Raw genomic sequence first — 2032 nt, forward strand, 5'->3', positions numbered from 1 at the left:
TTCCTGGCCGGCGTGCTGCTGGCCGAGAGCGAGTACCGGCGCGAGCTCGAGACCGACATCGAACCCTTCAAGGGGCTGCTGCTCGGGCTGTTCTTCATCGCGGTGGGGATGAGCATCGACTTCTCGATCGTGATGCAGCGGCCGCTGCTGATCGCGCTGGTCGTCGGCGGCTTCCTCGGCGTGAAGGCGGTGGTGCTGTGGGCGATGGGCCGCGCGATGCCGCTGCCGAAGGCCGAGCGGCCGGTGTTCATCATCCTGCTGGCGCAGGGCGGCGAGTTCGGCTTCGTGGTGTTCCAGACCGCCACGCAGGCGGGCGTGATCGACGGTCCGACGTCATCGTTGCTGGTGGCGGCGGTGGCCTTGTCGATGCTGCTGACGCCGCTGCTGCTGGTGGCGGCCGACCGCTGGTGGACGCCGACGCTGGCGGGCCAGAAGCGCAGCGACATCCCCGAGATCAGCGAGCAGCAGAACGCGTCGGTGATCATTGCCGGCTTCGGCCGCTACGGGCAGATCGTCGGCCGGATGATGTTCGCCAACGGCCTGACGCCGACGGTGCTGGAGCACGACGCCGAGGCGCTGGAGGCGCTGCGCCGCTTCGGCTGGCCGGTGTTCTACGGCGACGCGACGCGGCTCGACCTGCTGCGCACCGCCGGCGCGGCGACCGCCAAGGTGCTGGTGCTGGCGATCGACGACGTGGAGCAGAGCGTGGAGGTGGCGACGCTGGTGCGCGAGAACTTCCCGCAGCTGACGATCGTCGCGCGGGCGCGCAACGTGCGGCACTACTACCGGCTGCGCGAGCTGGGCGTCACGCTGATCGAGCGCGAGACGCTGGATTCGGCGCTGATGACGGCGCGCAGCACGCTGGAGCTGCTGGGTTGGCAGCCGCACCAGGCGCGCAACCTGGCGCTGCGTTTCCGGCGCCACAGCATCGACCAGCTGGAGGCGATGCGCCCGCATGCGCGCGACCAGGAGCGGCTGATCGCGGTCGCGAAGGAAGGGCGGCAGCAGCTGGAGACGCTGTTCGCGCAGGAGCGCGCCGCGGCGCTGGACCGAAAGCAGCGCGCCGGCTGGGGCGGTGCGGCAGAGAAGCCGGACGAAGAAGCCACGTAGCCCGGATGCCAATCCGGGACTGCATCACTTCAATGCGTCGTACAGCAGCTTCGCCCCGGTCAGGAACATGCCGACATACACCAGCCGATAGAACAGCGTCGGCTCGATCCGCTTCGCAAGCTGGATCCCGATCCACACGCCGACCGGCGCGAACGGCATCAGCACCAGCGAGGTGCCGAGGTTGCGCAGGTCGATCAGCCCGAGGAAGGCGTACGGGATCCACTTCGACAGGTTCACGACCGCGAAGAACGTGGCCATCGTCGCGGTGAAGATCATCGGCGGCAGGCGCAGCGGCAGCACGTAGGCGCTGACCGGCGGCGCGCCCGCATGCGCGACGAAACTGGTGAAGCCCGACGCGATGCCGAGCCCGAAGCCCAGCCAGCGCGGCGGCGGCGGTGCATCGGCGCGCGGAGGGAACAGCAGGCGCTGCGCGAGGAACAGCAGCGTCAGCCCGCCGACGATGCCGGCCACCGTCTTCGGYTGCAGCAGCCCGAACGACAGCGTGCCGAGCACCGTGCCGAGCAGCCCGGCCGGGATCAGCAGCCGGATCAGCGCCTTGTCGCGCTGCTGGAACAGCGCCTTCACGCCGACCGCGTCCATCACCAGCAGCAGCGGCAGCATGATGGCCGCGGCCTGCGGCACCGTGATCGACAAGGCCATCAGCGGCGTCGCGAGCGAGCCGAAGCCGGCGCCGAAGCCGCTCTTGGAGAGGCCCATCAACAGCACGGCGGGGATGGCAGCGGCGTAGAACCAGGGGTCGGTGATCATCGATGCGCATTCTCGGCGCAACGGGGCGGGCTGCGTCGCCCCCCATGCCAGGTGGCCCCCTCTTCGGCTTGCGGACTCAGGTCTCTTTCTTGAATTGCTCCTTCAGCAAACGCAGTTGAGCTCGCTGCTCCTCCAGATGTCTCCGTATATCCAC

Annotated in this window: 2 protein-coding genes; one reads left to right on the forward strand and one right to left on the reverse strand. The window is 69.2% G+C overall.

Annotated features, from left to right (window positions below):
- Positions 1 to 1110 (forward strand): NAD-binding protein (locus AC1D12_RS31795; RefSeq protein ID WP_477845162.1); only part of this gene is annotated, 1110 nt, incomplete at its 5' end.
- A 24-nt stretch (positions 1111 to 1134) separates the two neighbouring features.
- Here the strand turns inward: AC1D12_RS31795 and AC1D12_RS31800 are convergent.
- Positions 1135 to 1878: a sulfite exporter TauE/SafE family protein gene (locus AC1D12_RS31800; RefSeq protein WP_477828266.1), complete on the reverse strand. Its 744-nt coding sequence runs from the start codon at positions 1876 to 1878 to the stop codon at positions 1135 to 1137.
- Positions 1879 to 2032 lie beyond the last annotated feature (154 nt).

The organism is Rhizobacter sp. P1_G5 (genome assembly GCF_056405435.1).